Origin of the sequence: Pinirhizobacter sp. (assembly GCF_036499745.1) — a bacterium.
Classification (GTDB): Bacteria; Pseudomonadota; Gammaproteobacteria; order Xanthomonadales; family Rhodanobacteraceae; genus Pinirhizobacter.
Genome location: NZ_DASYDG010000028.1, coordinates 44,256 through 70,874, shown reverse-complemented (window position 1 = coordinate 70,874; position 26,619 = coordinate 44,256). Strand labels below are relative to the sequence as shown.

The 26,619-nt window shown below is 64.2% G+C and carries 23 protein-coding genes; 14 read left to right on the top strand and 9 right to left on the bottom strand.

Annotation, left to right across the window (positions count from 1 at the left end; genetic code table 11):
• Nucleotides 1-7: 7 nt before the first annotated feature.
• The 7 genes from VGM61_RS10160 to VGM61_RS10130 form a co-directional block, all read right to left on the bottom strand.
• Complete coding sequence (locus VGM61_RS10160; protein ID WP_331522684.1) at nucleotides 8-679, bottom strand: hypothetical protein; 672 nt, start codon at nucleotides 677-679, stop codon at nucleotides 8-10.
• Complete coding sequence (locus tag VGM61_RS10155; RefSeq protein WP_331522683.1) at nucleotides 676-1,461, bottom strand: lysophospholipid acyltransferase family protein; 786 nt, start codon at nucleotides 1,459-1,461, stop codon at nucleotides 676-678. The genes VGM61_RS10160 and VGM61_RS10155 overlap by 4 nt, the downstream gene beginning before the upstream one ends.
• Nucleotides 1,458-2,657: a beta-ketoacyl-[acyl-carrier-protein] synthase family protein gene (locus VGM61_RS10150; protein WP_331522682.1), complete on the bottom strand. Its 1,200-nt coding sequence runs from the start codon at nucleotides 2,655-2,657 to the stop codon at nucleotides 1,458-1,460. The genes VGM61_RS10155 and VGM61_RS10150 overlap by 4 nt, the downstream gene beginning before the upstream one ends.
• Nucleotides 2,657-3,880, bottom strand: a complete 1,224-nt coding sequence (locus tag VGM61_RS10145; RefSeq protein ID WP_331522681.1) for a beta-ketoacyl-ACP synthase — start codon at nucleotides 3,878-3,880, stop codon at nucleotides 2,657-2,659. The genes VGM61_RS10150 and VGM61_RS10145 overlap by 1 nt, the downstream gene beginning before the upstream one ends.
• Complete coding sequence (locus tag VGM61_RS10140) at nucleotides 3,877-4,653, bottom strand: glycosyltransferase family 2 protein (RefSeq protein WP_331522680.1); 777 nt, start codon at nucleotides 4,651-4,653, stop codon at nucleotides 3,877-3,879. Before VGM61_RS10140 ends, VGM61_RS10145 begins: the two co-directional genes overlap by 4 nt.
• A gap of 11 nt (nucleotides 4,654-4,664) precedes the next feature.
• Nucleotides 4,665-4,934 (bottom strand): acyl carrier protein, encoded by a 270-nt coding sequence (locus tag VGM61_RS10135; RefSeq protein ID WP_331522679.1) that lies wholly within the window; start codon nucleotides 4,932-4,934, stop codon nucleotides 4,665-4,667.
• 303 nt (nucleotides 4,935-5,237) lie between these two features.
• Nucleotides 5,238-6,341 carry a Glu/Leu/Phe/Val dehydrogenase dimerization domain-containing protein gene (locus tag VGM61_RS10130; protein ID WP_331522678.1) on the bottom strand — a complete coding sequence of 368 codons (1,104 nt, stop codon included), beginning with the start codon at nucleotides 6,339-6,341 and terminating at the stop codon, nucleotides 5,238-5,240.
• A gap of 230 nt (nucleotides 6,342-6,571) precedes the next feature.
• Here VGM61_RS10130 and VGM61_RS10125 point away from each other — a divergent pair, with 230 nt between their 5' ends.
• From VGM61_RS10125 to VGM61_RS10105, 5 genes are read left to right on the top strand one after another with little or no spacing between them, the layout of a single operon-like run.
• Nucleotides 6,572-7,462 carry an alpha/beta fold hydrolase gene (locus VGM61_RS10125; protein WP_331522677.1) on the top strand — a complete coding sequence of 297 codons (891 nt, stop codon included), beginning with the start codon at nucleotides 6,572-6,574 and terminating at the stop codon, nucleotides 7,460-7,462.
• A gap of 57 nt (nucleotides 7,463-7,519) precedes the next feature.
• A complete protein-coding gene (locus VGM61_RS10120) occupies nucleotides 7,520-8,689 on the top strand; it encodes an acyl-CoA dehydrogenase family protein (RefSeq protein WP_331522676.1) in 1,170 nt (389 codons plus the stop codon).
• Between the two features lie 19 nt (nucleotides 8,690-8,708).
• Nucleotides 8,709-9,206, top strand: a complete 498-nt coding sequence (locus tag VGM61_RS10115) for a hypothetical protein (RefSeq protein WP_331522675.1) — start codon at nucleotides 8,709-8,711, stop codon at nucleotides 9,204-9,206.
• Complete coding sequence (locus VGM61_RS10110; RefSeq protein WP_331522697.1) at nucleotides 9,206-9,814, top strand: glutathione S-transferase family protein; 609 nt, start codon at nucleotides 9,206-9,208, stop codon at nucleotides 9,812-9,814. Before VGM61_RS10115 ends, VGM61_RS10110 begins: the two co-directional genes overlap by 1 nt.
• Before the next feature lie 14 nt (nucleotides 9,815-9,828).
• Nucleotides 9,829-12,093, top strand: coding sequence for a thiamine pyrophosphate-dependent enzyme (locus VGM61_RS10105; protein WP_331522674.1), 2,265 nt, complete (start codon nucleotides 9,829-9,831; stop codon nucleotides 12,091-12,093).
• A 1-nt stretch (nucleotide 12,094) separates the two neighbouring features.
• Here the strand turns inward: VGM61_RS10105 and VGM61_RS10100 are convergent, their stop codons facing one another.
• Nucleotides 12,095-13,828 (bottom strand): diguanylate cyclase, encoded by a 1,734-nt coding sequence (locus tag VGM61_RS10100; protein WP_331522673.1) that lies wholly within the window; start codon nucleotides 13,826-13,828, stop codon nucleotides 12,095-12,097.
• Between the two features lie 320 nt (nucleotides 13,829-14,148).
• Here VGM61_RS10100 and VGM61_RS10095 point away from each other — a divergent pair, with 320 nt between their 5' ends.
• Nucleotides 14,149-14,754, top strand: a complete 606-nt coding sequence (locus VGM61_RS10095; protein ID WP_331522672.1) for a flavodoxin family protein — start codon at nucleotides 14,149-14,151, stop codon at nucleotides 14,752-14,754.
• 34 nt (nucleotides 14,755-14,788) lie between these two features.
• Here the strand turns inward: VGM61_RS10095 and VGM61_RS10090 are convergent, their stop codons facing one another.
• Nucleotides 14,789-15,046, bottom strand: a complete 258-nt coding sequence (locus VGM61_RS10090) for a hypothetical protein (protein ID WP_331522671.1) — start codon at nucleotides 15,044-15,046, stop codon at nucleotides 14,789-14,791.
• A 208-nt stretch (nucleotides 15,047-15,254) separates the two neighbouring features.
• Between VGM61_RS10090 and VGM61_RS10085 the strand changes: the two genes are divergently transcribed.
• From VGM61_RS10085 to VGM61_RS10050, 8 genes are all read left to right on the top strand, one after another.
• Nucleotides 15,255-18,968, top strand: a complete 3,714-nt coding sequence (locus VGM61_RS10085; protein ID WP_331522670.1) for a sensor domain-containing protein — start codon at nucleotides 15,255-15,257, stop codon at nucleotides 18,966-18,968.
• Nucleotides 18,969-18,994: 26 nt separating this feature from the next.
• Nucleotides 18,995-19,894: a YihY/virulence factor BrkB family protein gene (locus tag VGM61_RS10080; RefSeq protein ID WP_331522669.1), complete on the top strand. Its 900-nt coding sequence runs from the start codon at nucleotides 18,995-18,997 to the stop codon at nucleotides 19,892-19,894.
• 109 nt (nucleotides 19,895-20,003) lie between these two features.
• Nucleotides 20,004-20,645: a DsbA family oxidoreductase gene (locus VGM61_RS10075; protein ID WP_331522668.1), complete on the top strand. Its 642-nt coding sequence runs from the start codon at nucleotides 20,004-20,006 to the stop codon at nucleotides 20,643-20,645.
• Between the two features lie 265 nt (nucleotides 20,646-20,910).
• Nucleotides 20,911-21,468 (top strand): fimbrial protein, encoded by a 558-nt coding sequence (locus tag VGM61_RS10070; protein WP_331522667.1) that lies wholly within the window; start codon nucleotides 20,911-20,913, stop codon nucleotides 21,466-21,468.
• Between the two features lie 53 nt (nucleotides 21,469-21,521).
• Nucleotides 21,522-22,271 carry a fimbrial biogenesis chaperone gene (locus VGM61_RS10065; RefSeq protein WP_331522666.1) on the top strand — a complete coding sequence of 250 codons (750 nt, stop codon included), beginning with the start codon at nucleotides 21,522-21,524 and terminating at the stop codon, nucleotides 22,269-22,271.
• A gap of 92 nt (nucleotides 22,272-22,363) precedes the next feature.
• A complete protein-coding gene (locus VGM61_RS10060) occupies nucleotides 22,364-25,000 on the top strand; it encodes a fimbria/pilus outer membrane usher protein (RefSeq protein ID WP_331522665.1) in 2,637 nt (878 codons plus the stop codon).
• Nucleotides 24,997-25,515: a fimbrial protein gene (locus VGM61_RS10055; protein WP_331522664.1), complete on the top strand. Its 519-nt coding sequence runs from the start codon at nucleotides 24,997-24,999 to the stop codon at nucleotides 25,513-25,515. The genes VGM61_RS10060 and VGM61_RS10055 overlap by 4 nt, the downstream gene beginning before the upstream one ends.
• Nucleotides 25,515-26,615, top strand: coding sequence for a fimbrial protein (locus VGM61_RS10050; protein WP_331522663.1), 1,101 nt, complete (start codon nucleotides 25,515-25,517; stop codon nucleotides 26,613-26,615). The genes VGM61_RS10055 and VGM61_RS10050 overlap by 1 nt, the downstream gene beginning before the upstream one ends.
• The last annotated feature ends 4 nt before the right edge of the window (nucleotides 26,616-26,619 follow it).

Sequence of the window (26,619 nt, the reverse complement as noted above, 5' to 3'; positions counted from 1 at the left end):
GACACCGCTAGCGCGCATCGTCGACCCCTTCGGCGGGGACCACGTGCAGTCGTGCCGACGAACACAGGATCCCGTCGATGCGGACAGTGAAATCAAGGCGCCCGCGTCCGGTGTCGTGCGCCACCTCAAGGTGCAGGCGATCACCTGGGCGAACCAGTCGGCGGAATTTCACCGCATCCATCGTGCCGCAGGACATCGGCCCATAATGCCGGGCGCCGAATGCCAGCGCCCAGGCCACCTGCATGACACCAGGTACCACCGGTGCGGCACGGAAATGGTTATCGAAAAGGGCAAGGTCCAGCGGCAGCTTCAACTCGAATAGATGGCCCGTGGACGTAGTGTGCTCGCCCAGCAGCAGCGGCTCGCCGGGCTGCGGCCGGGCGATTTCCGCGTCCAGTGCCGCGCCTTCAGGTATCGGGAAATCCTGGTCGAACAGCCGCCAGGCGCAAGGCTCGCGCAACGGCTCGTTCGCCACGTATTGCGAGTCGAGCTCGGTTAGCAGATCCGCGCGGCCGTGCTGCAACAGTTGGGCGATGCCGCGATCGTTCAACCACACGGCTACGCCCTGGCAGGGGGCCTGGTGGCTCGCGGCCCGGGCTTGGGCAACCCACGGGTGGGCATGCACGTACATGGCCCTGTCGGCAGGGTGCTCACGTGCATGGCTTTCCTGCCGTGTCACAAGCCGAGCTCCCGCTGGTACAGCCGGTGCAGGTGATCGTTCAGCCGGCGCGAGGCGATCGGCATCGGCGCTGCGTCGCGAAACGCGCCCGGATCGATGTCTTCACCCACGCGCAGGCTGAAATACGGACGGCGCAGGGGGATGCGATACCAGGGCTCCGCCTTGGTCAGCGTGGTTGGCGTGACCGAGATATACACCGGTGTAACGATGCGGGCGCCGCGCAGGGCGATCGCCGCGGCGCCACGGTGGAATTCAGGCGGTTGCCCCGGTGTGGTGCGCGTGCCTTCGGGGAAGACGATCAACGTTTCGCCCTTCTGCAGGACGCTGGCGGCGATGTCCAGCATCTCGGCGCTGCCGTTGTTGCTGATGTACTGCGCGGTGACGATCGGTCCGTGCATGCACGGGTTCTTCCACAACTTGTGCTTGACCACGCAGTTGGCATCGCGGACGTGGCCGATCAGGAATACCACGTCGATCAGGGAGGGATGGTTGGCGATGATCACCTGGCCCGGACGGCCGAGCCGCTCGACGCCGTCGAACCGGTAATTAAGGACGCCCGTGCGGGCCATGAACTGCACGTGCGCCCAGAACGCCTTGCAGATGGCGCGCCGTGCGCGGAAGCGCCGCGCCTCGGGCAGGCCCGGCCAGTGGCACAGCACCGGCAGCACCAGCACGCGCAGCACCATGCCGCCGATGCCGAACAAGGCGAAGCTGAGCGCCGTACCGATGAATCGCCACGCCCATGCGTCGGTGCGACGGTTCGGTGCGGCCGTGGCGATCATGCGGCGGCGCGGGCGAACATCAGGCTGGCGCAGCTTCCGCCAAAACCGAAGCTGTTGGACAGCACCTGGTCGAAGGCCAGCGCCTGTTTGGCGAAGACGATCGGCGCATCGGTGAAGACGATATCGGGCACGTCCACCGCGCCGCCCACCACCACCTGGGCGTTGAGCATCGCGATCGATGCGATGGCGTCGAAGGCGCCCGATGCCCCGGGCGCGTGGCCGATCGAGGCCTTGATGCTGGACACCGGTGGCACTGGGCTGCCGTGCCGCGCCGCGGTGCGTTCGATGGCGTTCCATTCCATGGCATCGCCTTGCTCGGTGGAGCAGGCGTGGGCATTGATGTAACCGGGGAAGGCATGTGCCTGGCTGATCGCCTGGTTCATGGCCTCGACGATGCCGTCGACATCCGGGGCCACCATGTCGTGCGGGTCGGTGGCCGCACCATAGCCGGTGACCTCCGCCAGGATGGTCGCGCCCCGCGCCCGGGCGTGGTCGAGTGTCTCCAGCACCAGCACGCCGGCTCCTTCGCCCAGCACGAAACCGTCGCGCCGCGCATCCCACGGACGGGAAATGCCGGTAACGGACAACGCGCCCATGGTGTCGAAACCCATGGCTGATTTGGGATCCAGCTCCTCGGCACCGCCGCAGACAACCACATCCTGGCGGCCGGCCTGCAACAGTTCCATCGCCTGGCCGATGGCGTGCGCGGCGCTGGCACAGGCAGCGCTCACCAGCGTGCTGCGGCCACCGATGCCGAAGGCGTGCGCAAGGCTTGCAGGCAGTGCGCTGGTCATGCAGCGCGGCACGATGAAGGGTGAGAGCCTGCCGATGCCGCGGGCGTGGTATTGGGCCAGGGCCGCCTCGTGCTCGCTAAGCGCGGCGTTGCCGCCCATGACGATGCCGCAGCGCCGGCTGGCAAGGGTTGCCGGGTCAAGCTTCGCTTCGTCGATGGCCTCCCGCATGGCGTGCCAGGCGTAGGTGGCTGGGGTGGAAAGGAAGCGCCGGAGTTTGCGCGGAAGCTCCGGCAGGCCGGTAGCGTCTACCGCGGCACCGGTGCAGCAGGTCATGCCCAGTTCCGAGAACGCCGCCACCTTGCCTATGCCGCTACGGCCGGCCAGCAGGGCATCGAAGAAAGCGTGCCGACCGATGCCAAGGCACGAAACGACACCCATGCCGGTAACCACCACCCGGTTCATCAGGGGTGCTTCCTGAAGATCAGCGACGTATTGATACCGCCGAACGCGAAGTTGTTGTTCATCACGTACTCGGTATCGATGAAACGGGCCTGGCCACGGATGTAATCCAGGGCCGCGCATTCGGGATCGGGATCGTCCAGGTTGATGGTGGGTGAGAACCAGCCTTCGCGCATCATCATGATCGCCCACCACGATTCCAGCGCGCCGCAGGCGCCCAGGGTATGGCCGACGTAGCTCTTCATCGAACTCACCGGCACGCCTTCGCCAAGCACACTGGCGGTGGCGTGGCTTTCGGCCACGTCACCGCGATCGGTGGCGGTGCCGTGCGCGCTGACATAGCCGATGGCCCCGGCGGTGAGACCAGCGTCAGCCAGCGCCATCTGCATCGCTACGGCCATCGTCTGGCGCGTGGGCTGGGTAATGTGCTGTCCGTCTGAATTGCAGCCAAAACCGACTACCTCGGCATGGATGCGCGCACCGCGCGCCAGGGCGTGGTCGCGTTCTTCCAGTAGCAGTGTTGTGGCGCCTTCGCCGACCACCAGGCCGTCGCGCGCGCGGTCGAACGGCCGCGGCGTGAGCGCCGGTGTGTCGTTGCGCGTGCTGGTGGCGAACAAGGTATCAAATACCGCCGCGCCGGGGCCTGAGAGTTCTTCCGCGCCACCGCACAGCATCAGGCGCTGTTTGCCGTGGGCGATGGCCTCGTAACCGAAGCCGATGGCCTGGCTGCCTGAGGTACATGCGCTGGAAGTGGGGATGATGCGGCCCTTCAGGCCGAAGAACACGCCCACGTTCACCGCGGTGGTGTGCGCCATCATCTGGATGTAGCTGGTGGCTGTTACGCCCTGCATGGACCCGGTTTCCAGCATCCGGCCGATCGTGCGCGCCGGATCGATACTGCCGCCGGATGAACCATAGGCTACCCCCATGCGGCCATCGGCGATGGAAGGGTCGCCCAGCAGGCCCCCATCGTCGAGCGCCTTTTCGCTGGCAGCCACGGCCAGGTGCGAGACGCGACCCATCGAACGAAGGTGCCGGCGTGGCCAGTCCGGCAGTATGAAATCGTCGACCGGACATCCCAGGCGTCCGTTCAGGGCATCGAAGAAATCCCACTCGTGCATGCGCCGTACGGCATTGTGTCCGTCGCCCAGGCGGGCGGCGATGGTGGCCCAGTCCGATCCCAGCGGCGTGATGCCGCCGATGCCGGTCACGACCACGCGCTTCATGCGGCTTTCCTGCGCGCAGCGCGCCAGATCAGCCGGGGTGCACGCGGCAGCATGCCCAGCACCAGCCGGGTGTGCATGGCGGTGATGCGGGCATTGTCACGCAACATGCGAAAGTGCGACAGGCCGTTCTCCGGATAGATCACGCGGGTGGGCAGGTTATGCACCGGCACGCCGCGCCAGAACAGGCGCACCGCGGCTTCCGTATCGAAATCCATGCGTGAAGGAAACGGCGCGCGGGCGATCTCGGCGCAGGTTTCACCCAGCGGGTACAGGCGGAAGCCGCACATCGAATCCTGGATCTGGAAGGAAAGGGTTTCCAGCCAGACAAAGGCGTGCGTGAGGTAACGGCCGTAGAGCCGTGCGCGCGGCACGGAATCGTCGTACACCGGGCGTCCACAGATCATCGCCTCGGGGAAAGCCCGTGAGGCGGCGAGGAAGCGCGGCACGTCGGCCACGTCGTGCTGGCCATCGGCGTCGATCTGCAAGGCATGGGTGAAGCCTGATTCACGCGCTGCGAGAAGGCCCGCTGAGAGCGCGCGGCCCTTGCCCTGGTTGACCGGCAGGCGGATCAGGCGCATCCCAGGCGTTTGCGCGGCAAGCTCGTCGAGCACCTCGCGCGTCGCCTGGTTGCTGCCATCGTCCACCACCACGACGGGAAGGCCGTGGCCGCGCAACGACCGGACGGCCGCGGCGATGGTGTCCTTGTGGTTGTAGATCGGTACCACGGCGCAGGGGGCGAAGGCTGGCGCGTCGACACGCTCTGCTGGCGACATCACCCGGCTGCTCAGCGCTCGATCAGCGCGCGAACCGTGGCGACGACGTCGCCGACCGTGCGTACGCTCTTGAAGTCCTCGGGCTTGATGCGGGCGCCGGTCATGTCCTGGACCTGGATGGCCAGATCGATCGCATCAATGCTGTCGAGCTCCAGGTCAGTAAAAAGATGCGCCTCGGGTGTGACCTTCGCCGGATCGATCTCGAAGGTTTCGTGCAGGACATCCTTCAGCCGGGCCAGGATGTCGTCGTTGGTGAGGGCTTCTGCCGGGATCGTGCTCATGCTCGGTATTCCCTTCCGTCGGTTACGCCTTCCTCGAGGTCCAGATCACCCGATGGGTCACCATGCGGGGACGACGACGCGGAGAAAAGTCATGTCGTGATCGAAAGTTGCTGATTGTGTACTGCGCCCGCCGTGCGGGCCCCCTTGGTCAAAAACATCCATATAAGCAGTTACTTACAGCTTTCGTGAATGTCATAATCAGTATAGCAGGTTGCTTCGCCGAGGTCGTGAAAGCGGCCTGGATCGCAAAAAAAACCGCCGGGCATGCCCGGCGGCTGGTTGTACCCGGCATGAGGTGGCCGATTATTGTCCGCGCATGCGGCCCTGGAAGCGTGGTGCACCATTGCCCATATGGGGCAGGCGCATCTTTCCGATGATGCCGATGCGCTCTTCGGCCATGCGGTCGGCGGCCTTGTAGGTGGGGATGCCGTCGCGCTGGGCGATCTCGAAGATGCGGCCGACGTTGTAGTAGATGGTGCGCATCATGCGCATGGCGCGTTCGCGGTTGTAACCGTCGATTTCCAGCGAGACGTTCATCACGCCACCAGCGTTCACGGCGTAATCGGGGGCATAGACCACGCCACGACGGGAGAGCTCATCACCGATGGCATCGGTGGCCAGCTGGTTGTTGGCCGCGCCGCAGATGATCTTGGCCTTGATACGGTCGATGGTCTGCTCATTGACCGTGCCGCCCAGGGCGCAGGGGCTATAAACGTCGGCTTCCACGTCGTAGATTTCGTCCAGACCCACCGCTTCGCAGCCCAGTTCGTCGACGCAGCGCTGCACGGCATCCTTGTTGATGTCGGTGACGAACACCTTGGCGCCCTGTTCGCGCAGCAACTTGATGAACTCCGAACCCACGTGGCCGGCGCCTTGCACGGCGTAGCTGTACTTGCCCACATCTTCGTTGCCGTGCTTGAACTGCAGCGCGGCCATCAGGCCCTGCAGCGTGCCGAACGCGGTGAACGGCGAGGGATCGCCCGAACCGCCATGCACCTGGTGCACGCCGGTGACATATTCGGTTTCACGGAACACATGTTCCATGTCGTTGACGTCGATGCCGACGTCCTCGGCGGTGATGTAGCGACCGTTGAGCGAATTGACGAAGCGGCCGAAGGCGCGGAACAGCACTTCGGATTTGTCTTTCGACGGATCGCCGATGATTACCGCCTTGCCGCCGCCCAGGTTCAGGCCGGCCACGGCGTTCTTGTAGGTCATGCCGCGCGACAGGCGCAGCACGTCGTTGATCGCGTCCTGCTCGCTCTTGTAGGGCCACATGCGCAAGCCACCAAGCGCCGGTCCGAGGACCGTGTTGTGGATGGCAATGATGGCCTTCAGGCCCGCGTCCTTGCTATGGCAGAAGACGACTTCCTCGTGGCCTGTATTGGCGATGGTCTCAAAAATCATCGAACTTCGAACTCCAGTGGCCAGGACACCATGGGGATAGCGTCCCGCGGATGATGGCCGTTTCACTCGGCGGCCAGACGGTTGATAAATCTAAAAAAAGACCGCACCGGGTAAGTCCTGGGCGGTCATCAGCCGCGTATTCTAGCCCCTTGGCGCAGGCGGCGCTCATTGCGGCGCAGCACGGCCCGGGGCGGGTGATATCTTCGGTCGTCCTTTCGCACCCCATCGCCATGACCCCCCATCCCCAACCTCGCAAGACCCGCCGCGTCGGGCCCGGCTTCCTGGTCAAGCTCGCCGCCGTGCGCGCCCGCTACACGCTCGGCAGCCGGTTTGCGCCGGGCAATACCCTGCGCCATGCCGCACGGCTGTTTTGTACGCCGTTCACCAGCAGCCGTACCCGGGCGCGTGCGGCTACGCCCGACAGCAAGGCCGTTCGGCGCGACATCATGGTGGACGGCGTGCTGATCGCGACCTACGCCTGGGGTGACCCGGCGCGCCAGCCGTACGTGTTGTTTTCGCACGGCTGGTCCAGCTTCGGCCTTCGTTTTGAGCCCTGGGCCCTTGCCCTGCGCGAGGCGGGCATGGCCGCGGTGGCGTTCGACCAGCCGTCCCATGGACACAGCGGCGGCCATCTGGTGACGCTGCCCGAATTCATCGCCACCCTGCGGGGCGTGGGCCGTCATTTCGGCGAGGCCACAGCCGTGGTCGGCCACTCCCTGGGTGGTGCGGCAGTTACCCTGGCCTTGTCCCAGGGACTGGCCGCAGGCCGGGCCGTGCTGGTATCTCCTTCGATCGACCCGGAAGCCGCGGTCGCACGCTTCGCGGACCTGGTGCGCTTGCACCGGCGCCTGCGCGAACCGCTGCATGCGCGGCTGGCGGAGCGTACCGGCGTCCCGATCGCCGACCTGCAGGCCGCGCCACTATTGCCGGCCCTGGCCCAGCCGGTGCTGGTCATCCATGATCGCGACGACCATGACGTGCCATTTTCCGAAGGTGAGGAATATGCCCGGATCTGGCCCGGGGCGGAGCACTTGTGGACTTCCGGTCTGGGCCACCACCAGATCCTGGCCGATCCGGGGGTGATGGCCCGCGCGCTGGCCTTTTGCCGCACCACACCATGATCTTCACCGCTACCGCCCGCTAGAATGGGCGGATTGCCCGTTCCATTGGAGTTGACCATGGCCGCCCGCCTGGATCCGTTCGACCTTTTCGACATCCGTTCGTTGCTTACCGACGAGGAGCGCATGGTGCAGGACACCGTGGCCCGCTTCACCGACGAGCGGGTGCTGCCGATCATCGGCGACTGCTTCGACCAGGCGCGCTTTCCGAGCGAGTTGATCCCTGAGATGGCCTCGATGGGCTTGCTCGGCGCCACCCTTCCCGAGGAATACGGCTGCGCCAACATGAACGGCGTGAGCTACGGGCTGATCTGCCAGGAACTCGAGCGCGGCGACTCGGGCCTGCGAAGCTTTGCCTCGGTGCAGAGCTCGCTGTGCATGTATCCCATCTACGCCTACGGCTCGGAAGAACAAAAACGCCAGTACCTGCCGGCGATGGCCCGGGGCGAGGTGATCGGCTGTTTCGGTTTGACCGAGCCGCATGGTGGTTCGGACCCGGCCAACATGAAGACCACCGCGAAGAAGGACGGTGGCGACTGGGTAATCAATGGCGCCAAGATGTGGATCACCAACGGCAACCTGGCCCACATCGCTATCGTCTGGGCACAGACCGACGAAGGCATCCAGGGTTTTATCGTGCCCACCGATACGCCGGGGTTCAAGGCGCAGGAAGTGCACAAGAAGATGTCGCTGCGTGCATCGGTCACCTCCGGCTTGTTCTTCGACAGTGTGCGCATCCCCGACGCCAACCGGCTTCCCAACGTCAAGGGATTGAAGGGCCCGCTGGGCTGCCTCACCCAGGCCCGTTACGGCATCACGTGGGGGCCGATCGGCGCGGCCATCGCCTGTTTCGGTGAAGCGCTGGAATATTCGAAGGAACGCATCCTGTTCGAACGTCCGCTTGCCGCCAACCAGGCCGTGCAGCTGAAACTGGCGGAAATGGCGCGACAGATCACTTCAGCCCAACTCCTGTCGCTGCAACTGGGCCGCCTGAAGGATGCCGGCAAGATGCAACCGACCCAGGTAAGCCTGGCCAAGTGGAACAATTGCCGCATGGCCATCGATATCGCACGCACCTGCCGCGACATCCTTGGCGGCGCGGGCATCACCACCGAACACTCGGCCATCCGCCATGCGCTGAACCTCGAATCGGTCATCACCTACGAGGGCACCGAGACGGTGCACCAGCTCGTGGTCGGCCGCGAGGTCACCGGCATCAACGCATTCTGACTTTCGACTGCGCCGCGGCATGATCGCTTCGCACGACCCGGCCCATGACGCGGCATTGCGTGGCCAACTGGCCGCGCTTGCGGGCGAATTGAATCTGCGGTGCCGCGATAAGTGGACGATCATCGGCAGTGCCGCCGCGTGGCTGGTGGGCGCCGATGTCGAGGTTGCCGACATCGACGTCATGACCAGCGTGCGCGATGCCGATACCTTGCTGGCGTGCTGGGCCTCCCAGCGCCTGCCCGTGGTGCCGTCCGATGTGAGCGAGCTGTTCCGTTCGCGGTATGGACGTTTTGCTTTCGAGCCCTGGCGCGTGGAAGTGATGGGCGGCCTGGACCTGCACGTCGACGGTACCGGCTGGCAGCCGGTCCGTGCGCGGAACGTGACGCCGGTGGATGTGCTCGGCCACGCCGTGATGGTGCCTACGCGCGCCGAACAGGTACGCATCCTGCGTTCGTTCGGCCGCCAGAAAGACCTCGCTCGCGCCGCGCTACTGAGCCTTCAACAGGAAGCCAAATGATGCTTACCGTGTACGGCAATCGCACGTCCGGAAACTGCTACAAGCTCCAATTGTTGCTTGACCAGCTCGGCAGGCCCTACACCTGGGTCGACGTGGACAGCGCCAACGGCGAAACACAAACCGAGGCTTTCCTGGCACGCAATGCCAACGGCAAGGTGCCGCTGCTGGAACTTGACGACGGCCGACGGTTGGCCGAATCCAACGCCATCGCCTGTTTCCTGGCCGAGGGTACCTGGATGTGGCCGGGCGACGCCTGGGAGCGCGCGCAAACGCTGCAGTGGTTGTTCTTCGAGCAATACAGCCATGAACCCTATATCGCGGTAGCGCGTTTCATCCAGCGGTTCCTTCCGGCCAACCACGCCCGCCATGCCGACTTGCCGCGATTGACCGCCGGTGGCAACAAGGCTCTGGCGGTGATGGAAGCACACCTTGCCGGTCGCAGCTTCTTCGTCGGTGAACGCTACGGCGTTGCCGACCTCGCCCTGTATGCCTATACCCATTGCGCAGGGGAGGGAGGATTCGATCTCTCCAGCTACCCTGCCGTGAATGCCTGGCTTGACCGCGTTGCCGCGCAGCCTGGCCACACCTCCATGCACCCGCACGCCTGACCAAGAAGCAGAAGATGGCCATTCCGTTTGTCATCCCCGCCCGCCACAAGGGTTTCAACCGCGCCGAGATCATCGATGCGAACTTCGTCGAGTTCGTGCAGCAGTGGCAGGGCGATGCGCACTCCGCACCGCACGATGACGCCCCTGTGCTGCCCGGCAGCCGCCTCACCGCACGTGGTTTCCTCGACCTGTTCGAGTCGCAGCTCATCTCACGCCACCTCGACCTCATGGCCCGGGTGCTACGCGTGAAGGACAAAGTGTTCTACACCATTGGATCATCCGGCCACGAGGGCAATGCGATGGTGGCGCGGCTGACGCGCCATACCGACCCTGCCTTCCTGCATTACCGCAGCGGCGGTTTCATGGCCGAGCGTTTTCGCAAGATCCCGGGCATGGATCCGGTGATGGATTCGGCTCTGTCCTTTGCCGCCAGCAGCGAGGATCCGGCCTCCGGCGGACGACACAAGGTGTGGGGCAGCAAGCCCCTGTGGGTGTTGCCGCAGACCTCCACCATCGCCTCGCACCTGCCCAAGGCATTCGGTACGGCAGTGGCCATCGAACAGGCGCGGCGCATCGGCCATGCCTTGCCGATTCCCGACGACTCGATCGCCATCTGCTCGTTCGGCGACGCATCGAGCAACCACGCCACGGCGCAGACCGCCTTCAACACCGCGGGCTGGACGGCCTACCAGAAGCTTCCCGCGCCAGTACTCTTTGTCTGCGAGGACAATGGCATCGGCATCTCGGTGAAAACACCGGGCGGCTGGGTGGAAAGCAACTTCCGGCACCGCGCCAACCTCGATTATTTCCAGGCCGACGGCCTGGATCTCGCCGCCGGCTACGCCGACGTCGAGCGCGCGGTGGAGCACTGCCGGCGTACGCGCCGCCCGACCTTCCTGCACCTGGCGACAACCCGCGTGATGGGTCACGCAGGTACCGACTTCGAGATCGAGTGGCGGTCGGTGGAGGAACTTTATGCGTTGGAGGCGACTGATCCGTTGCTTCGTTCGGCGGCCATCGCACTGGAATCGGGCCTGTTCGACCGCGCCGGCCTGCTCGACATCTACGAGACGATCCGCAAGCGCTGTTTCGCCGCCGCCGAGGAAGCCGACCGCCGGCCGAAGATCGGCAGCCTTGCCGAAGTGATTGCGCCGCTGGCACCTTATTCGCCCGACGCCGTGCGTGCCGAAGCCAGACGCGCGGCCGATCCAGCACGCCGCGAGGCCGCCTTCGGCGGCGCGGCGAAGTTGCCCGAGACACAGCCTCCCAGGCACCTGGCGATCCAGATCAACCAGGCCCTGCACGAACTGATGGCCAAATACCCCGAGAGCCTCTTGTTCGGCGAAGACGTGGCGCAGAAGGGCGGCGTGTACACGGTAACCAAGGGGTTGCATAAGGCGTTTCGCAACGCACGGGTGTTCAACACCCTGCTTGATGAGACCATGATCCTGGGGCTGGCCCAGGGTTACGCCAACATGGGCATGCTGCCGATTCCCGAGATCCAGTACCTGGCGTATTTCCACAATGCCTGCGACCAGATCCGCGGGGAGGCGGCCTCGCTGCAGTTCTTCTCCAACGACCAGTTCCGCAACCCGATCCTGATGCGGGTAGCCTCGCTGGGCTACCAGAAGGGTTTTGGCGGCCATTTCCACAACGACAACTCCATCGCCGCGCTGCGCGACATCCCGGGGTTGGTGGTGGGTTGTCCCAGCCGTGGCGACGATGCCGTTGCCATGCTCCGGACGCTTTCGGCGCTTGCCCGTATCGATGGCCGCGTCTGCGCGTACCTGGAGCCGATCGCCCTGTACATGACCAAGGATCTGTACCAGCCCGGTGACGGCGGTTGGCAGTTCGCCTATCCGCCGGAGGGCCACGTCCTTGAACTGGGCGAGGGTCGGGTCTACGACGCCAACCACGACGACCTTGTGATCTTCACCTTCGGCAACGGCGTGCCGATGAGCCTTCGCGCCGCGCGGAGCATCGAGGCCGGGCACGGCTGGAAGACCCGCGTGGTCGACCTGCGCTGGCTGGCGCCACTCAACGACGCGTTCATCGCCGCGCAGGCCGCGGGAGCCCGGCGCATCATCGTCGTCGACGAGGGGCGTCGCAGCGCCGGCGTAGGCGAGGGAGTGATCACCGCCATCGTCGAAGCCGGTTTCGGTGCCACGCCGCTCCGCCGCGTGGTCGGCGTGGATACGTTCACCCCGCTGGCCGGCGCCGCCTTGCTGGTACTGCCTGGCGAGACGGACATCGTTGCCGCTGCGGGTGAACTGGCCTAGCTCACTCCGATTGCGCGGTGCGTTGCGCGGAGGGCCGGCGGCGGTTGGCACCAGGGCGCAGCTGCGTTTCGAGCATCACGCGGTTGCGCCCGGCGAGCTTGGCCGCATACATTGCCGCATCCGCGCGCTCGATCAGGCCATCCACGCTATCGCTGGCGTTGCGCATGGCTACGCCGATGCTCACCGTCAGCAGGTTGCCACTGGTGCCCACATTCAATTCCAGCCGGTGCACGCGCCGGCACAGCCGCACCGCCACATGTACCGCATTGTCGGCGTCCACACCGTCGAGCAGGGCGACGAATTCCTCGCCGCCGTAACGTCCCAGCAGGTCGCCCGGGCGCAGTTCCGCGCGCAACGCGTCGGCGACGGCGATCAACGCGCGGTCCCCGGCGGCGTGGCCCTGGCAGTCGTTCAATTCCTTGAAGTGGTCAAGATCCAGGAACAGCACGCTCAACGGCCGCGGCGGGCTGGAGGCCAGCAGCGCATCGGCAGCTTCGTTCCACGCGCGGCGGTTGAGCACGCCGGTCAGCGCATCGTTGTCGGCCAGCACCTGGGCGCGGTCGCGGTCGCGGCGCAGGATCAGTGCCCGGTCGGCAAGGCCAATGGACAGCACTACCGCCTCGAAGGCGCCGGCGACCAGGGGGGCATCGGATAACCAGAAGGCATCGGCCAGCAACCCACTGACCTGGATGGCTCGCAACGACGTCAATGCCAGCAACGGCGTCCACCCGACAAGGAAGAACCAGGCATAGCGTGATCCGCGCACCGCGGCGATCACCGAGGCCAGCAGCAGCAGGGCGGAGCCTAAGATAAGCAACGGCCCGGTCAGCACCTGGCTGGTGCTCATCAGCACCTCGATGCCGGTCAGGCGGGCCAGTGCCACCAGGGGCATGCCGAAGGCCAGCGCGAGGATCGGTACGCGCAGCAACGACGCGTACTGCCGGATCTCGGCAAAGCGCAGCAGGAATATCGCAGCGAAGCTTACCGAGACGGCCACGGTTGCGCCGGCGATCACCGCACCCAGGCCCGAGAGGAACTGCAGTTCCAACGGGTGATAGATGAAGCCGGTCTGCGTGGCCTGGATCAGCACGTAGCACACCAGGTAACCGGCATACCAGGCGAACAGCATGTCGCGCAGCATCAGCGCGAAACATAGCGCCATCGCCGCCATGGCCAGCATCACCGCGAAACAGCTGGTGGCGAACACCAGCCAGCCAGCGTCGGTATCGAGGTAGTCGGGCCATGACTGCATGCGGAAGGTCACCGGGGCGGGCATGCTTCGCGCCGGTTCAAACTTCAAAAGGATCGGGTCGGCCGCCCGTTGCTCGGCCGTGAGGACGAATGCCAGGCGCCCGTGGCCATGGACCACATTGGAGAAGTCATCCAGGGCTATGCGCACCGGTGCGCGCTCGCCGGAGTAAAGACTCACCGCACCTGCTGGTGGCGTATCCACATGCAGCACCCGGTCGTCGGCAATGTAGGGTGGCTGCATCTGCAGCACCACCCAGGCGCCGTCGCGCTGGGTGGGGAACGACTGCAGGCGCGAGGGTGAAAACGGCAGCAGGTGTCCCTCGCGGAATTCGGAAAGTACCTGCGCGGGCGTATCGCCGGGACGCACTTCGCGCCAGGCGCCACTGAGTTCCTGGGCATGCAGGGCTCCGAAACCGGCGCACAGCAGCAGCATCGCAATCCAGATGCGACGCCAACGCCAGCCCGGACCGATCCGCCTGCTCATCCGCTCCACGTGTCCCGCCAGTGCCCGCCACGGGGTACCCGCAACGATGCAAATATCCAAGGCGCCCCGTCCCCCGAGGCGCCGCCGAAGTTGATCCGTTGCGGCTATTGTGCCCGCTGGCTCAGGAAAAGACACAAAAGTCTGTGAATTGGATCACAGACTATCATGCGAGTTTTTACAACTTATCTGTCTTATCGGCAGAACTCGCGACGACTTAAGACGTTGCAGCATTTCGCGCCGTTTCGACAAGGTCGGTACCGGGGCTGCACGAGAGCTGGGCGAGGCTGGATTCTTTTCTGTCCTCATCCGAAGGAAACCCCATGCCGCTCAAGGCCATCGCCCTCAATTGCACCCTTTCAGCCTCGCCCAGCCCGTCCTCGACCCAGAAGCTGCTCGATCAGATCCTTAAGGACATGAAGGGTCGGGGGGTCCAGACCTCCTCGACCCGTGTTGTGGACCTGAATATCAAACCCGGAGTCAAGGCCGACGAGGGTGACGGCGACGAGTGGCCGGGGCTACGCCGACAGGTCCTTGACGCCAATATCCTGGTGTTGGGTACTCCCATCTGGCTGGGTCAGCCCAGCAGCGTGGCCAAGCGTGTTCTTGAACGGATGGATGCGTTCCTTGATGAGATCGGTGACGACGGGCGCTATCCCACCGCCGGGCGGGTAGCGGTGGCTGCCATCGTCGGCAATGAGGATGGCGCGCACCACGTCACGGCGGAGCTGTACCAGGCGCTGGCCGATGTCGGCTTTACCGTGCCCGGGGGCAGCTCGGCCTATTGGGTGGGCGAGGCGATGTCCGACACCAACTATGTTGACCTCAAACAGACACCCAAGAAGGTGGCGCAGACGATCAAGTCGCTGTCGGCCAACGCCGTACATCTTGCAGGGCTGCTCGCTGCCCACCCCTATCCCGCGCCTTGAGACAGCAATTTATTTGTATCGCCACCGGCGCCGGTCACTCGCCGGAGGTATTTCCGGGGGGACGGGGCCCGGCGCGAAGCTGCTGCAGTCGTCGCATCGCCCGGGCGCCCATCCAGGTGCCCAGCAGAACCAGCGCGAAGGCCAGGGCACTTCCGGCTACGCGCCAGGCGGGGTCGGGCGAGGCGACGATACGAAATACCAGCAGCAGGCCCAGAAGGGTGACCAGGGCGCTGCGTGCCAGGGCGATGTACTGGACGGCGCGGGCCTGTCCGGGTTTGCGAGGTGGTTGCATGCCATTATTGTAGCGAAGCAACCTATGCGCATATTCGGCCAATTCTTCGGCCGGTTTTGTCTTGCCATTGCCACACGAGGGGGGCCTCGATAAGGTCGGGTGCGAATGGCCGGTGCCAGCAACCAGGGCCACTGGTTACAGGGGGCCGCGACGGGCGCAAGCCCGTGGCGGCAGGAGAGTAGGCGAGCCGGAGCGAGGTATCGTGCCGATGGATAGCCTGCGCGTGGCCAGGAGTGAGAGCGCTCCGGAGCAGCAGTTGCGTTTCCGGCGCCTGATGCTTCTGGCAGCGCTTGCGTGCGCGGCGGGCATCATCGTCCTGGTAGCGGTGGTGCAATTCATCGCCTGGCGCAATACGGTGGCCAACGCGACACGCCGGGTGAACTCGGCCGCCGCCAGCGTCATCCGATTGACCGATCTTCAGGTCGCAAGTACCGAAGGGCCGCTGCAGGCGTTGCTCGAAGCCGCTCGTAACCCGCCGGCAGATCTCACCTCCGCGCTGGTGCGGGTCAAGGCCCGGCATCCCGAACTCGACCGCCTCGTCGTGCTCGATGCCAGTGGCCGCGTGCTGGCCGGATCCGATTCACGAACCGGTGATGACTGGTCGCGGGTCACTTCGCGTCCCGTTGCGGACCTGGGCAGCATTGCCCTGCGGCTTGCCTCCTCGCCACCGGGTGCCAATGGCGCATCGCTACGCGTGGTTGCGTCCTTTCCAGGGCAAACGGCGGGCCAGCAGGCCTGGATCGGCGCACAGATCGCCCCGCCGACCATCGCCGGCAACCTGGTCAATTCGCCTTTCGGCAGTACGGGTGCCTTTGAATTATTCGATCGCGACGGCGTGCTGGTGACCCGTACGGGAGAGGGCGGTGCACAAGCAGAAGCGATCGGACGCGACTGGGTGCGGCGCGCGCATCCGGGCCAAAGCCTTCCGCGCGACGATGGTGATGGACGTTTCTACGGCCACGGTGTGTCACCCCATTTCGGCTATACGGTCTTCGCCAGCATGTCGCGGGGCGACGCGCTGGGCATGTGGAGCAGCCAGGCCTGGCCCGCCCTGGCGGGCATGTTGCTTCTGCTGGGACTCATCGCGGCGGGGTCGCGCCAGGTCATGCGTGCCCAGGGCAGGCAGGCGGAATTGGTCGCCTTCCTGCTGCGCCAGGCCGAACATCTGGACAACGTTCAGCGTATCGGCGATGTGGGCCTTTGGGAGTTGGACCTCGCCAGCGGCCGGTTGGCCTGGTCGGGAGAGGCGGCGCCGATCCTCGGCCTGTCTGAAGGGGAGAAGGTAAACACCGTCGCCGGCTACCTGGCTCGCGTGCATCCGCACGACCGGCAGGACGTATCCTCCTGGTTCTGGCGGTGCATGCACGAAGATGGTCCCTTCGAGTGCGAATACCGTGTGATCCGCGCCAACGCGGACATCGCATTCATGCACCTGCGTGCGCGTCGCCAGGGCGACGGGCCCGGGCCGCGCCGGATCGAGGGAACTATCCGCGAGGTCACCACGCTGCGCCATACGCAGGCACGACTGCGCGAAAGTGAATCGCAATACCGCTTCCTGTTCGACCATAGTCCGTTGCCCGCCTGGGTGTTCGACATGCAATCGCATGCCATCCTTGCCGTCAATGACGCGGCGGTGGCGACATACGGCTACACGCGCGATGATTTCCTTCAGCTGCGCATCGAAGACCTGCGGCCCACGTCGGAACCGTTGCCGTTGCATAGCGCGGTTGAGAAGCCCGATACCGGTGACCGTGCCAACCCTATCTCGCTTCATCGTGATCGTGAAGGCCGGCTTCTGCACATGCGCTGTTCCGGGTCCCAGATCGAGTTCGCGGGACATGCCGCGCAACTGGTGGTGGGCATGGACTTCACCGGGAAGGTGGCGGCCGAGAGGGAACTGGCCTCGAGCAACGCACGCTTCCAGATGCTTGCGCGCGCCACCAACGATGCGGTGTTCGACATGGACCTGGTCACGGGCCAGGCTTGGTGGAGCGAAGCGTTCTACACCGGCTTTGGTTATGCACGCAAGGAAGACAATGGCTTCCAGGCCTGGTGTTCCCGCGTACATCCGGATGACCATGAGCGCATCGTCGGTGGCTTGAATGCTTTCTTCGCCGGGTCCGGCGTGACCTGGGCCGGCGCCTATCGCTTGCGGCGCAAGGATGGCAGTTATGCCGACGTGTTCGGGCGTGCCTATGCCTTGCGCGATGACACCGGCAAGGCCGTGCGTACCATTGGCGGCATGATGGACCAGACTGCCATCGTGGCCACGCGGGCGGCGCTGGCGGAGAGCGAGGAGTCATATCACGGGCTGCTTGCGCACATGCCGTTGCCCTTGTTGCTGTTGCGCAACGGCAACATCGCCTACGCCAACCTCCTGGCCGAGGAATTATTGGGTGCCGGTGAGCAACTTGTCGGCGCATCGGTTCACCAATACATCGACGGCGAACTGCGCCATGCACTTGAGGCACCGGACATGGCCGCCTCGCGCATCGATGCCCGGGTGTCGCCACCGGGCCGGCCGCCTTTCGAGGCGGAACTATCGGTATCGCTTTATCGCGATGCGATCGGCAGTGGCGTACAGGTGATCATCCGCGATGTCACCGACCAGCGCCATTACGAGCAGAAACTCAACCACCAGGCGATGCACGACGAACTTACCGGCCTGCCCAACCGCCGCGCGTTGCATGAAGCCGTCTCGGCCATGATCACCCAGGCCTGGGATTATTCACGACAGCTGATGCTGCTGTTCATCGATCTTGATCATTTCAAGTACATCAACGACGCGCTGGGCCACCTTGTTGGTGATGAAGTGCTGCGCCAGGTAAGTTCCAACCTGCGCCAGGCGGTAGGCCCTGGCGGGTACGTGGCGCGCTTCGGCGGCGACGAATTCGTCGCCGTCGTTCCGTGCAACGAAGCGGACGGCATCGTTCCTCCGGTCATTCCGGCGCTCAAGGCCGCGATCGAACGGCCGTTGATGGTCGCAGGCATGCAACAGCACCTCTCCTGCAGTATCGGCGTGGCTTACCTGGGGATGGACGGCGACGACGCCGACACCCTGATCCGCAATGCTGACACCGCGATGTACCACGCCAAGCGCATGGGGCGCCATACATGGCGCCGTTACTCAGCCGCGCTGCACGACACGGCGCTGGCAAGGCTGGCCGTGGTGTCGCGGTTGACCGAGGAAGCGCTCGACGACGAGCTGGAACTTCACTACCAGAGCCAGCACCGCGGCGTGCAATCGGAAGTATTCGGTGTCGAGGCCCTGTTGCGCTGGCCGTCGGGGCCGGGTGAATTGAGCCGGCCTAATGTGCTTGTTCCCCTGCTGGAGGAAACCGGCGCCATCGTCAATGTCGGGCGGTGGGTGTTGCGCCAGGCGTGCCGCGACCAGGCGGCGATTTCCTCGATCATGGGCCATCCGGTATGCATGGCGGTGAATCTGTCGGCGTTCCAGCTGGCCCATGACGACCTTATCGGCCTGGTGCGCGACGTGCTGGACGAAACCGGCGTGGAACCGCGTTACCTCGAGCTGGAGCTGACCGAGAGCGCATTCTTGAGCGAACCTGAGCGCGCCATCGAAACACTGCGCAAGATCAAGGCGCTGGGCGTGAGCATCGCCCTGGATGATTTCGGCACGGGGTTCTCCAGCCTCAATTACTTAAGCCGCATGCCGATCGACAGGCTGAAGATCGACCGCTCGTTCGTCAGCAAGCTGCCGCATGACCGCACCGATGGCGCGCTTTGTGAATCCATCCTGTTCCTGGCCAACAGCCTTGACCTGCAGGTGATCGCCGAAGGGGTGGAGACCACCGCCCAGCGGCGCTGGCTGCTCGATCACGGCTGCCAGGCCATGCAGGGTTTCCTGTTCGCCAAGCCCCTTCCGCTGGACCAGCTGCAAAGGGCCGCCTACACGGTTTGATCAGGTCCAATGGCTATGCTTGGCCCATGAAGAGCCCCTGGAAGCTCATCGTCCGCACGATCAAGACCGCCGTCGCAGGCTTCGATGACGACGAGTTGATGACGCGCGCCGCTGCGCTTTCGTTCTATTCGGCACTTTCCTTCGCTCCCCTGCTGGTGTTGCTGCTATGGATCGTGGCGGCGATGCAGGCCCAGTGGCAGCAGCAACTGGTCGATGCCCTGACCTCCGTGGTGGGTCCGCAGGCGGCCGGCGCGGTGAAGCTGGTGATCGACAACGCCGAGAAACGTCCGCACCTGGGCAACGTGGTGGGCCTGGTCGGGCTTGGCATCACGCTTTTTTCCGCATCCGCGGTATTTGCCCAGCTTCAGTCCACGCTCAACCGGGTCTGGAAGCTGGAGGTGAAACCAGGGGCAGCGGTGGTCGGCTGGTTGCGCACCCGGGCCCGGGCGCTGGGCCTGATCATCGGCATCATCTTCCTGCTGATCATCTCCTTCGTTGTCAGCGGCCTGATTCACGCGCTGATGCCGGCGAACATGCAGGTGTGGACAGGGGTGGAATACGGCATCTCCGCGGCCGTGTTCGTGGTGGCCTTTGGCGCGATGTACCGCGTGCTGCCCGACGCCGATATTCCCTGGCGCGATGCGGTGCGGGGCGGCATCCTGACCGCGGTACTGTTCCTGGTGGGAAAATACGTCATTGGCATCTATATCGAACAAGCGCGGATCGGCGGCGCCTATGGGCCGGCCGGGGCCATCGTGGTGCTGCTTACGTGGGTCTATTACGCCTCGATCATCGTGCTGCTGGGCGCGGAACTGACCCACGGCCTGGCCATCGCCCGCGGCGAGCGCGTCAGGCCTGACGCCCACGCGCAGCACCTTGAGGAGGAGGAGCCTGGGCATGGGCACGACGATCGCGATGATGGATAGCCCATTTCGCCGGGCTGATGGCTTGAAACTGCGCGGATTGCCTTGACTTACCCGTGTGAACGATCCAATTCCCGGCGATCGATACGGCCTCTAAACCATGTCTACCCCCATGAAGATCGATTTTATCTCCGACGTTGCCTGCCCTTGGTGCGCTGTGGGACTGAACGCGCTGCAAGAGGCCCTTGGCCGGGTGGGCGACGAGGTGAAGGTCGACCTGCATTTCCAGCCGTTTGAATTGAACCCCGGGATGCCGGCCGAGGGCCAGGATGCGGTGGAGCACCTGGTCGAGAAATACGGCAGCACGCCGGAACAGATACGCCACAATGGCCAGGCGATCACCGACCGTGGTGCCGAACTCGGTTTCAGGTTCGACATGGAAAAACGCTCGCACGTCTACAACACGTTCGATGCGCACCGCCTGCTGCACTGGGCCGGCGAACTCGGCCAGGCGCAGCAGCTGGCGTTGAAGAAGGCGCTCCTCGCTGCGTATTTCACCGATGGACGTAACGTGAGCGACCACGCCGAATTGCTGCGCATCGTCGATGAGACGAAGCTGGATGTGGAAACTGCACGGCTTATCCTCGCTGGCGACCAATACGCCGCCGAGGTGCGTGCGCAAGAAGCATTTTTCATGGAGCGGGGTATCCGCGCTGTCCCGGCCGTGGTTATCAATGATCGGCATCTGATCTCTGGTGGCCAACCCGTGGAAGTGTTCGAGCGGGCGATACGGCAGATTGCCGCCGGGGGTTAAGCGCCTGGCGTCACGCATTTTTCCGGGCTGCACGATCCGGATTTGAGAAAAATTCCATCGAAGGCAAAACGCACGCGGAACGATGGTGCGAGCGCGTTTTCGGTTGGACTTCGATACGCCCAGCGGGTGCAACGCCCGATTTGAGCTTTGTTCCATTCAACCGCGCGTAGGCGAATTCCTACACTGCGTCCTGCTCTGGCCGTTCTTCGGTGCCGCATCGCGGCGCCCGGCCATGCGCCCATCCCATGCCATTCCAGGACAATCCATGAATACCAAGCTCGTTTGCGCTTTCGCGCTTACTTCCGCCCTCGCGGCCGGTTCCGCCATAGCCGCCGACGGCGGCACGATCCGTTTCGACGGTCTGGTCACCGACGGCACCTGCGTCATTTCCGGCGGCGCCGGCACGGACGGCGGCACCGGCAATATCGCCGTGCCGCTCGATTCCGTCGCCGTCACCTCGTTGGATACCGTCGGTGCGGTTGCCGGCAAGAAAGCCTTCAACATTATCGTCACCGGCGAAGATGGCGGTGAGTGCGTGTCGGGCCGGAACGCCAATTTCTCGTTTGAGTCCAGCAGCCTGCGCGTGGATGCCGAAACCGGCAACCTGATCAATGCCCTCATGGGCGAGACCAATGCCCAGCTGCAGTTGCTCGACCGCGATACCAATACTGCCATCGACCTCTCGCAGCCGAACACCAAGACGGTAGCCTTCGATGCCAGCAACCGTGCCGTATTGCCGTTTGCTGCTCAGTACTTCGCCAAGGACGTCGGTACCCCGGGTCGCCTGTCGACCAGCGTGGTCTATTCGGTGACCTACAACTGATGATGCCGCCGGCGGCCTGACGAGTGGCCGCCGACTTTTTCCCGAGGTGATGTATGACGACCAAGATGCGTTCGATGCTTGCCGGATTGTTGCTAGCCACCGGCGTGCTTGCCGGTACAAGCCATGCCGGCGTTGTGATCAATGGCACGCGCGTGGTCTACCCCGCCCAGGACAAGGAAGTCACGGTCAAGCTGACCAACGATGGCACGAAGCCGGCATTGGTGCAGGTATGGCTGGATGACGGCGACGAGAAATCGACGCCGGACACGGCGAAAGTCCCGTTCAACATAACGCCGCCGCTTTTTCGCATGGAGCCGGGCAAGGGTCAGGCCGTGCGTGTGATGTATTCGAAGGAAGCCCTGCCGACAGACAGGGAGTCGCTGTTCTGGGTGAACGTGCTCGAAGTGCCGCCCAAGGCCGCCGACGGTGCGGACCGTAACCTGTTGCAGTTCGCCTTCCGCACGCGGATCAAGCTTTTCTTCAGGCCGCCGGGACTGGCAGCAGATGTCAGCCAGGCACCGACGCAACTGCGTTGGAGCGCAAGGCTGGCTGCCAACAGCAAGGGCGTGGAGGTGGTGGTGGACAATCCCACGCCATACCACGTGTCCTTCAGTACCGTCGGTATCAAGTCCGGTGAACGGGAGTTCGCGGCGAAGACCGGTGGCATGGTCGCGCCGGGTGCAAAGGCCAGCTTTGTGATCGAAGGACTGACCGCTATTCCGGCCTCCGGCGCGCAGGCGTCGTTTTCGACGATCTCCGATTACGGCGCAGTCAAGCAGCTGACGGCGCCACTGAGCCCCTAGGCCATCCCATCCACCGCAAGTTGCCTCGGCGCTGCCACATGGCGCGCCTGGGGAGACTTTGCCCTGATTTTGCCGTGACCGACATGAAACGCATGAATCACCAACCATATTCTATGCGTCACCGCCGGTTGCGGCGACGCCTGATCGCCACGCTGCTCAGTGCCATGCTTGGCGGCCATGCCGTCGCAGCACCAGGTGGTGCGCCGGAAGACGTTGAATTCGACCCCTCGTTCTTCCCTTCCGGCGGCGCGCCGAAGGTCGACCTTTCACGCTTTTCCCGCGGCAACGTCAACATGCCAGGCGCATATCGCGGCGACACAACGGTGAACAACATCTGGGTCGGCCGTGGTGATATTACGCTCGAGTCCGTCCCGGGCCACGAGAGTGCCCAACTGTGCTTCACGCCGGACATGCTGCTGGAGTGGGGTGTGGCGGTGGACAAGCTCGAGGCGTTGCCTGTCGGCCGGTCCTGCGGGGATATCGTCAAGTATGTTCCTGGCGCAACCGCCACGTTCGATCCGGGTGAGCAATCCCTTGCCGTGGATATTCCCCAGGTTTACATGTCGCGTTCCGCGCGCGGGTATGTTCCGCCGTCACAGTGGGACCCCGGTATCAATGCGGCACTGCTCAACTACAGCAGCAATGTGTACCAAGCGAGCGGCGGCGCGCAGAGGACCACCAGTGGCTACCTTGGCCTGGACGGTTCGATCAACCTGAAATCCTGGCATCTTGTGCACTCAGGTTCGCTCAGCTGGCAGACCGGAAGCGGACGGCAGTACCAAGCCACGCAGACCAATCTCCAGCACGACATTCCGGGGCTGATGTCGCAGATCGTGGTGGGCGATACCTTCACCGAGGGCAACTTCTTCGACAGCGTGCGCGTGCGGGGCCTGCGCCTGGCGAGCGACGATCGCATGCTTCCGCAGTCAATGCGCGGCTATGCGCCCACTGTGCGCGGCGTGGCCGAAACCAACGCCCATGTGGTGATCCGCCAGCGCGGCTATGTGATCTACGACACCACGGTGGCGCCGGGTCCGTTCGAGATCGATGACCTTTACCCTACTGGCTACGGCGGCAATCTCAGCGTCGAGGTGAGGGAGGCCGATGGCCGTGTGAGGCAATTCGAGGTTGCCTTCGCCGCGCTTCCCCAGTTGCTTCGCCCGGGCCAGTCGCGTTACAGCGTCACCACCGGACGCGTGCAGGAGCTCAATCTTCACGCGCAGCCGTTCTTCCTGCAGGGAACCTACCAGCGCGGGTTGACCAATCACTGGACCGGATACAGTGGATTCACTATCGCCAACGGTTACCGCTCGTTCCTGGGCGGCGCGGCTGTGGGCACGCCGCTTGGCGCGTTCTCGCTTGACCTAACCCGTTCGAGGAATCAGGCCCCTGGTGCGTCCGCCATGCAGGGCTCGAGCCTCCGCCTGGGTTACAACAAGAACGTCATCGATATCGGCACCAACATCGGCATTGCGGCCTATCGTTACAACACCGAAGGGTATGTGGGGCTGCGCGATGCCGTAGCCATGCGCGACCGCCTGGATCGCGAGCTCGGCGACGGCCGCCCGGGGCGTGACCGAAGCCGGCTGGACGTCAACGTGGCCCAGACGCTTAATCCTGGTTGGGGCCAGTTGTACGTGAATGGCTCGCTGCGCCAGTTCTACGGCCGAAGCGGGCAGCAGAAGGACTTCTCCGCCGGTTACAGCAATGCCCTTGGCAAGGTCACCTATAGTTTTTCCGTCCAGCGTACGCGTGACAGCGGTGGCGAGTTCCTTCGGCCGGCGTTGCCCGGCCGCCCGGCCACGGACGGTTTCTTCGGCGACATCACGCCGGGCCGCCGCGACACACGGTGGTTCCTCAATATGTCGATTCCGCTGGGTGAGAATATCCAGGCACCTACCCTGGCCGCAAACGCCTCGCGTGACAGCGGACAGCCGGTTAATGCGTCGGCGACGCTGAGCGGCCTGGCTGGCCGTGACAACCGCTACTCCTATGCCGCCACGCTCAACCATACCGGCCGGCGCAACGCGGTGGATGTGAATGGCCAGTACCGAGGTTCGGCGATCTCACTCGCTGCCGGTGCAGGACACGGGTCGGAGTACCGGCAAGTCAACGCTGGCGCCTCTGGCAGCCTGGTGGCGCATAGCGATGGTTTCACCTTCGGCTCGGCCACGAGCGAAACCACGGCCCTGGTCCATGCGCCGGGCGCCACCGGCGCATCCATCTCCGGCGGGCAGGGCGCGGTCATCGACTCACGCGGCTATGCGTTGTCGACCTATCTGCAGCCTTACGAGCTCAACACGATCACGCTCGATCCAAAGGGTGCGCGCCAGGGTCTCGAAGTGGACAACACCACCGTACGGGTTGCACCTCGGTATCGCAGTGTCGTCCTGCTTAAGTTCAACACGCAGGTGGGCAGGGCGGTGCTGGTGGACACCTCCGCCCCGGGGGGCCTGGCCATTCCCTTCGGCGCGGATGTCTTCGACTCCGCTGGCAAAACCATCGGTGTAGTTGGCCAGGCAAGCCGCCTTTACATACGCGACATGAGGGAAAGCGGCAACGTCACTGTGCGCTGGGGCGACGACCACGATCAAGCATGCAGCATCAACGTCGAGCTTGGCGGACATGCCGCCAATGACGACACCATGCCGATGATCAAGGCCCCCTGTCAGGCCACGGCCGTCGAACCGCTCTCCAAGGCTAAGAATGTGGAAGGAAAGTCGCCATGATCCGTCGTCACTTTCTTATCCTGTCCGGTATCGCGGCAGTCATGATCGCCACGCGCTCCAATGCCGCTGACCTCACCATCAGCCTTACCGGCTCGTTCCATGCGGCTACCTGCGACTGGTCCAGCGGCGATGCGAATACGGTAGTTACCCTGGAGGATATCAGCCAGGATGCCTTGCCGCGGGGCAAAGTGGTTGCGCTGAAGTCATTCAAGCTTGACCTCGATAAGTGTTCTGCAGGCACAACGGGCGCCAAATTCACCTTCACCGGCACCCCTGCCGCAGGCGATCCGCTTCGTTTTCTAAATACCGGCGGCGCGCAAGGCGTTGCAGTGCAACTACAGTCAGCCGACGGCAAGGTAATCGGTGCCGATGGAACGGACAACCAGCGGACGGTCGCCATTGTGAATGGCAGGGCGAGTTTGCCGCTGGCCGCGGGTTACTGGCGATTGGCAACCCAGAATGTCGTTCCCGGTAGCGTCAGTGCGATCGCGACCGTCACCGTGGAGTATATGTGATGTCACCTAAATATCCCTTGATTCATCGCCACCGGTGGAAGTCGTTGGTAGCCATGTCACTGGCCGGCTGGATGCTCGGCGTGGCCAAGCCTGCTCTTGCCGCGTGCGTCTACGCCGCTCCGGCAACTGGCGGCGTTCCCATTGCCAATCTCATTAGCGGCAATATCATGGCCGGCAGGGATCTACCGATCGGGGCGGTCCTTGGTCGTTCGGCGGGAAGCTCAACGGTTCCTTCGATACAAATTCTCTGCGAGGCGGGAACCTATCAGGTGCGGCGACTCGAACTGACGACACCTTATCCGCGCTCGACCTTCCAGCCACCGGCTTATAGAGGGAATGTTTTCGACACACCGATTCCGGGTGTGGGCGTTGCATTCGTGTCGGCTTCGGGCATCGGATTTCCCGGTGATAGTGGCGTTGCCACTTACGACAAAACCACCACTATCGCTTTTTCAGGCAGTTGGGCGTCCTATAACATCAGCTTCATCAAGACCGCCTCAGTGGTGGGCACGGGAGTGATTCGAGCCCAGGACCTGCCCACGTTTGAACTTGTTCAGAGCGAAGGTGGCAGGAGTTTGCTGCAAGTTTTCCGCACTACGGTCACCGGCCAGGTCGCGGTAGCTTCGCGCACGTGTCGCACCCCCGATGTCACACGGGACCTTGGGACGCACAATCTGAACGAACTGGGCAACGTGGGTGCGACGACGTCGTGGGTCGATGTTCCCGTACAGCTGCTCGATTGCCCCGCTTTTTTTGGCAGCTACCAGATGACCTACAACGGCGATGATGGATCGAGCACTCTCACGCAGGTACGCAACGTCATCAACTATCGGGTAGACCCGCTGACCCCGGCGGTCGATGCCCCGCGGGGGATCATGTCTCTCGCTCCGGGCGGGGCAACGGGCATCGGCGTGCAATTGAGCGACAGCAACGAGCAGCCTGTTTCGTTATCGCAGGTGCAGCCGAGCAATATCGCCTCCGGATTGGGCGAGAATGCGACCTACACGCTCGGCTTCAAGGCCCGGTACATACAGACAGCGGCGAATCCCACGGCAGGAACAGCCAACGCCTCGGCGACGTTGACCTTCGTATACCTGTAGTTCG